The 6000-nt window shown below is 66.8% G+C and carries 4 protein-coding genes; all 4 read right to left on the bottom strand.

The window, feature by feature from the left end; all coding sequences use genetic code 11:
- On the bottom strand, positions 1–630 hold a 630-nt coding region (locus tag IC232_RS17640), incomplete at its 3' end, for a hypothetical protein (protein ID WP_210335404.1).
- 13 nt (positions 631–643) lie between these two features.
- Positions 644–2098: an HlyD family type I secretion periplasmic adaptor subunit gene (locus IC232_RS17635; RefSeq protein ID WP_190846286.1), complete on the bottom strand. Its 1455-nt coding sequence runs from the start codon at positions 2096–2098 to the stop codon at positions 644–646.
- A complete protein-coding gene (locus IC232_RS17630) occupies positions 2098–4284 on the bottom strand; it encodes a peptidase domain-containing ABC transporter (protein WP_190846285.1) in 2187 nt (728 codons plus the stop codon). The genes IC232_RS17635 and IC232_RS17630 overlap by 1 nt, the downstream gene beginning before the upstream one ends.
- Complete coding sequence (locus IC232_RS17625) at positions 4281–5978, bottom strand: peptidase domain-containing ABC transporter (RefSeq protein WP_190846284.1); 1698 nt, start codon at positions 5976–5978, stop codon at positions 4281–4283. The genes IC232_RS17630 and IC232_RS17625 overlap by 4 nt, the downstream gene beginning before the upstream one ends.
- Positions 5979–6000: the final 22 nt, after the last annotated feature.

Genomic DNA, 6000 nt, shown 5'->3' with positions numbered 1-6000 from the left:
CGAGCCGTCCCGGTCCACCAGCCCCGCCGACAGGTCCAGACGGATGCCCGTGTCCTCCAAACCACCAACATCGCGCGCAATCACTGCAGGCGGATCGGCAAGCATGTCGGCCGGTTCCTGCGGATCCGGCCTCAGGGTGGTAGGAGGAGTCGCGACGACTGGATTGTCAGGAGTGTCGGCGAACACCGGGGACATCAACTGCACCGATGAATCGCCCAATTCAGTCTCGACATAACGCGACGAGGATCGTGCCAGGTTAGCTCTGGATCCTGTCAGGGGCGCGGGCGCCGCAGAAAGCGACAGATCGGCACCGGACGGTCCCTCATCCAAAGTAATCGCAGGTCCGGCCGGCGGCGCGAGGTCCAGGGGCTTCAATGGCGCCTCCTGCGGCGCCGGCGCCAGATTCCATTCAAGAGGGTCTATCTCATGAGGCCTGACGTGGATGCCACCGGAAGGCCCTCCCCTCACCATCCCGAACGCCGCAACCGCCTCCGTTCCGCCCACCAGATTTCCGGTGGCGCCTCCGTCGCCCATCGGGAGGCTTCGCTGAACCGCCCGGAGAGCGCGCAGGGCCTCCTCGTCGACCACACTGGCGTCGAACGGGATGGTCGGATCAGGTTGCTGGCTCATGGGATCAGCGTCCTCAACGCTCGTGGAAAGATGCCGCCATGGCGGAGTAGATCGGCTTCAGGAGATATTGCAGCACCGTCTTGTTGCCGGTTGTGATGTCTGCCTGGACCGTCATGCCCGGCACGAGCTGCGCCTTGCCGGGATCACGGCCCACATGCTGCTGCTTGAGCGCGACGCGCACGCGATAATGCGGCTGCCGCTGCTCGTCGAGGAACGTGCCGGCCGAGACGCGCTCCACGATGCCGTCGACGGCACCGTAGCGCGCATAGTCGAAGGCCTGCACCTTGACGTGCACCGGTTGACCGACCTCGATGAACCCGATGTCCCGCGGCGTGATCCGGACATCCGCCACGAGCGGAGCATCCTGCGGCATGACCTCGGCGATCAGCCCGCCAGGCGGCAAGACCGTGCCGGAACGGTGAACCGCCAGCCCGCGCAGGACACCGGGAGCCGGCGCACGCAGCAGCGTCCGTTCCGCTCGATCTTCCAGCTTGCGAACGACTTCCGCCGTTTCGGCAATCTCCAGCGCCACCCGGGCGGCTTCCTGCCGGGCCTCGTCCACAGCGGCGGACTGCATCTCCGAAATGCGGGCCTCAGCCTCGGCCAGGCTGCGCAGGGCCGTGGCATGCTGGCCGTTCAGCCGCTCGTGCTCGGCCTTCGAAGTCATCAGCAGACGCTGCGCCTCAAGCACCGCAAGACGCGTGGTCAATCCGTTGCGCGCGAGTTCCTCGCGGATGCCGAGCTCCTTGGAATGCAGCGCCATCTGCTCCTGCAGGGCAGAGATCTGTCCAGACAAGGTCGCCAGTTCGCTGCGCCGTTGCGCCACCTGTTCGTGAAGCACAGCAATGCGATCGCTCAAGGAGCGCAGGCGTGCATCCAGTGCGGCGCGCTGGGGCCCTATGAAGAGACTGGTATTCAGCGAGGGAACGACGCTGCCCTCTCCGCTTGCATCAGCCACGGAAATGCTCGCGGTTCCTTCGCGACCCCGCAATTCCATCGCCATGATGTTGCCCTCGGCGGCTGCGGTCAGGCGCTGTGACTGCAGCTGCAGCGACTCAAGGCGGAACCGCGCCTGCGAGAGTTCGGCCTGGGCCGCCGCATCGTTCATGCGCAGCAAGGGCTGACCGGCTTCGACCACGTCGCCTTCGTGGACCAGCACTTCCGTGACGATGCCGCCCTCGAAATGCTGAACAGGTGCCGGCGCGACCGTCGGCGCGAGATCACCCGTGCCGATGGCCACCTCCGGCACATGGGTGAGCGCAGCCCAGGCAAGGGTTGCGGCCACCAGCAGGCCGGTTCCCAGAACGACGGCGCGCTCCAGACCGTGGATGCGCAGTTCCTCCAGCGCGAGCACATGACTGTCGGGGCGTGGTTGGCGGCTGGCGCGCGGCAGAGGTGCCACCGTGTGCTGATGTGCAGCCAGCGTCAGTTTTTCGGCCTCGGGGGCGGTTTTTGCGGCGGTGCTCATCAACCAACTCTGGGGCTGTTAGCGGCAGAAAGATTTGCGAAGGCTGCATTCGCTAGCGGCAAGCCCACGGGCGTGCGCGTCGGACGTGGACCGGAGGGAGCAGCGGGCTGCTCAACTTCCTCCACCTGCCCGTCCCGCAGGCGCAGGATGCGGTCGGCGAGCCGAATGTGGCTCGGCCTGTGCGTTGCCATGAGGATCGTGCAGCGCCCCCGGCGGGAGGCGATGACGTCCGTGAACGCCTTGGCGCAGGCATCGTCCAGTCCGGCGACCGGCTCGTCGAGAAGCAGGATGGGCGCTTCACGCAGCAAGGCGCTGGCGAGCGCGATCCGCTGCAGGATGCTGCGGGGCAATCGACCGCTGTGGTTGTCGCCGACCCGTGTATCGAAGCCGCGCGGCAGCGCCTCGATCGCGTCCAGCACACCGGCTTCCGCGGCGGCGGCGCGCAGTTGTGCGTCAGAAGCACTGGGCCGCGCCAGACGCAGGTTCTGGGCGATCGTGCCATAAAGCAATCCTGGAGATTGCGGCACCCAACCGATGCTGCGCCGGAGAACGGCGGGATTGAAGGAGCGCACATCGTGCCCGTCGATCCGCACGAGACCGCCCTGCGGCCGGTACAGGCCAGCGGTCAGCAGCAGCAGGGTCGATTTGCCCGTGCCCTCCGCACCGGTGACGGCCACAACCTGGCCGGGCTGAATGGCGAAACTGGCGCCGGCCAGCACGGGTTCGGATTGCGGCAGATAGCGCAAGGTCACCCGGTGGAACACGATGGCGCCCTGCTCCGGAGGCGCCATACGAGCCTCGAGCGGCGGCGGCCGCTCCGTCTCAAGCGCCATCAATCCATCCACCTGACGGATGGAGGCCTGGGTCTGCTCCCAGCGCGAGAGCATCACGAAGCACGTCTGCATCGGGCCCAAAACGCGCCAGATCAGCATCATGCCGGCGATCAGCGCGCCTGCCGTCATTGCACCGGACAGCACTGCGAGAACGCCCAAGACCACCGCAGCCAGACCCGACAGGGTGACGAGCGCCTGGCTTGCGGCGAGCACCGAACCCGTCAGGGTGCCGACCCGTGCAGACGCCACGGCGGCGGCAGCGGCAGCGGCCGCATAGCGGTCGATCCAGCGCTCTTCCGCTCCCCCGAGCTTCAGCGTGCGCACCGTTTCCAGCGCCTCGACGGCCAGGGCCTCGCGGGCCTGGTTGGCGCGAGCGGCCTGATCGATGGCCAGCCGCATGGACCCGCGTGAGATCCAGAACAGAAGAACGAATCCAACAGCCGTTCCAACAGGCACGAGTGCGATCCATCCGCCGAGAACCACCATCAGCACCACCACGAGAATCGTGAACGGCAGGTCCAGAAGAGCCACGGCGAAACTGCCGGTGAGAAATTCGCGGATCGCCGCGAAATCGCGCAGACGCGACACCTGAGATGCTGTGCCGGCGCGCTCCACGAGCGCGGTTGGCAGGGACAGCAATTGTGTGAAGACGGCACTTGGAACCAGTCGATCCAGGCGCTCCGCGATGCGCAGCAGGGCACGCTGGCGGATGACGCGGAAGAGAACCTCCAACACGACCGCGGCGCCAACGCCAATGATGAGCATGGGCAGCGTTTCCGGGCTGTAGCCGGCAACCACCGTATCGAAGACCGCCATGGTGAAGATCGGAACCGCGAGCCCGAGCACCGCCATGAGCCCGCTGATCGCGAGCAGGGGCGGTAGAGATCCCCGAAACCGTCGCGCGATGCCGCTGAACCAGTTCTGACGGGACGAGCCGACATTCGCCTCGGCGGCAAGGATCAAGGTTCCGCGCAGCTTCTCCGGCGCGCAGGGCTTCACATCGCCAGTGGCACCATCGAACAGCAGAAGCTGACCGGATTCGTCGCGGTAGACGACTGCAGCAGCCTTTCCCGGCGGCAGCAGGATCGCCGGCAGGCACCGCAGGTCGAGACCTCCCCGCTTGAGGCCCTGCATCCGGGTCGGGTAGCCGAGTACGGCAAGCGTGTTGCGCAGATCCGTGAGATCGATGTCGGGCTTCGCATGCGGGAGTGCCGAGAGCAGATCATCCGCGCTGCCCGACCACTCCATCAGCCACAGCAGAACCGGTAGGCAGCGAGCCAGATCGGACGGCGCCAGAAGGTCCTCTGACACATGCACCGGAGCCTGAGGGCCACAATCCATTGCGAGGGTCATGACACAGGCTCCAGTCTGCCGTCACGGATCGCGAAGACCCGGTCCGCGATCCCGAGCGTCGAGGGACGGTGCGTGACGATGATGACCGTGACCTTGCCGCGCAGTCCGGCCAGGAGCTGGGCGAGCCGCGCATCGCTGTCGCCGTCGATCTGAGACGTGATGTCGTCGAGCAGGAGGATACGCGGCTCTTCGATCAGAGCGCGCACGACACCGATGCGCTGGGCTGCGCCACGGGGCAAGGGCGTCGCCGAAACGCCGACGGGCGTATGCCAGTCGCCCGGCAATGCGCCGGCCACCTGATCCAAGCCTAATTTCGTCGCCAGGTGCAGAGCGGCGGCCTCCCGATGCGGCTGATGCATCGTGAGGTTCTGCAGGAGCGTGCCGCGCACCAAGGCCGGATCGGGCGGCACGATGGCAACCTGCCGGCGTGCAGGCCCCATCTCGACCTGCGCGAGGTCCTGTCCGTCGATCCTCACGCGGCCTTCGGTTGGCGGCAGGTCGCCCGCGATCAGCCGCAGCATGGCGGAACGACCGGAGCCATTCGCACCGGTGACACCGATGATCTCGCCGGGCCTGATGTCCAGGGTCAAACCGTCGAACAGCCAATCCTTGTGGGGCGGGGTGCGCAGACGAACGTTGTCGAGAACCACGTGCCCGTCCGAAACCTGGAGCGCCGGCCGGTCGAGATGCCGCTCCTGCGGGAGAAGGGCGATCTCCGCGACCCGCCGCCGGCTTTCCGCAAGCGATTGAAGACGCGACCAGAGAGCGACGCCACCGAGCAATGGCTGCATCGTGCGTCCGACCAGCATCGTGCAGGCACCCAGTCCGCCGACGCTGAGTTGACCGTTCAGCACCATGTGACAGCCGAAGGCTGCCACGCCGATGGTGGCGGCCTGGGCCAGCAGCTGCCCACCCTCCTGCCCGGCCGAAATGGCCTGCGCCAGGGTTCGGCGCATCTGCGCGGAGCCGCCCTGCAGGCGCTCGTAGCGGCGCTCGAGCAGGGGCTCGGCGCCGAGGACCTTCATGGGATGAATGCAGCTGAGCGTGTCGAACAGAAAATTGAAACGGCGCTCTTCGGCAAGCGCGAGGTTATGCGCTGCGCGACGCACGCGCCGGCCCGTCAACGCCGCAAGCAATGCGACACCGAACAACAGGGCCAGCGGCACCATCACGAGCGGGCCGGCGAGATACCAGATCCCAACGAGGTAAAGCAGTGCGAAAGGCAGATCGAGCATGGCCTGCAGAGCCGGCCCCGACCATGCCTCGCGCAGGGTGCCGATGGCGGAAAGGCGCTCCGCATAATAGCCATTGCCGTTGGCTTCCAGGGCTGAGAGAGGAGCGTGAAGCAGGCACTCCATGGCCTGACGATGCGCCTGCGCCTCGGAGGTTGCCGCCATTCGGGCCAGAAGCCTGCCCCGCACGTGCCGAAGCAGCGCCTCCAGAACAATGGCCAGAGCTACCGTAATGGCGAGAACCACCAGGGTGCCGGTCGCCTTGTTCGGCAGAATCCGGTCGTAGACCTGCAGCAGGGCAGCGGGCAGCGCCAGCGCCAACAGGGTGATCAGCAGCGTTGCCTCGAGCACCGGCATGAAAAAGGCGATGCCGAAGCGGCCGATCAGCCCCCGGAAGGGGCGTGTCAGCCATGGGCCCGAGGATGCCGCCAAGGCCTCGGATGCGGCAGCAGACCTGTTCATAGCGCGACCTTTGGCCATTCGG

Source organism: Microvirga sp. (assembly GCF_014699075.1).
In the GTDB taxonomy this organism is placed as follows: Bacteria; Pseudomonadota; Alphaproteobacteria; order Rhizobiales; family Beijerinckiaceae; genus Microvirga.
This window is presented reverse-complemented; position numbering and strand designations above follow the sequence as displayed.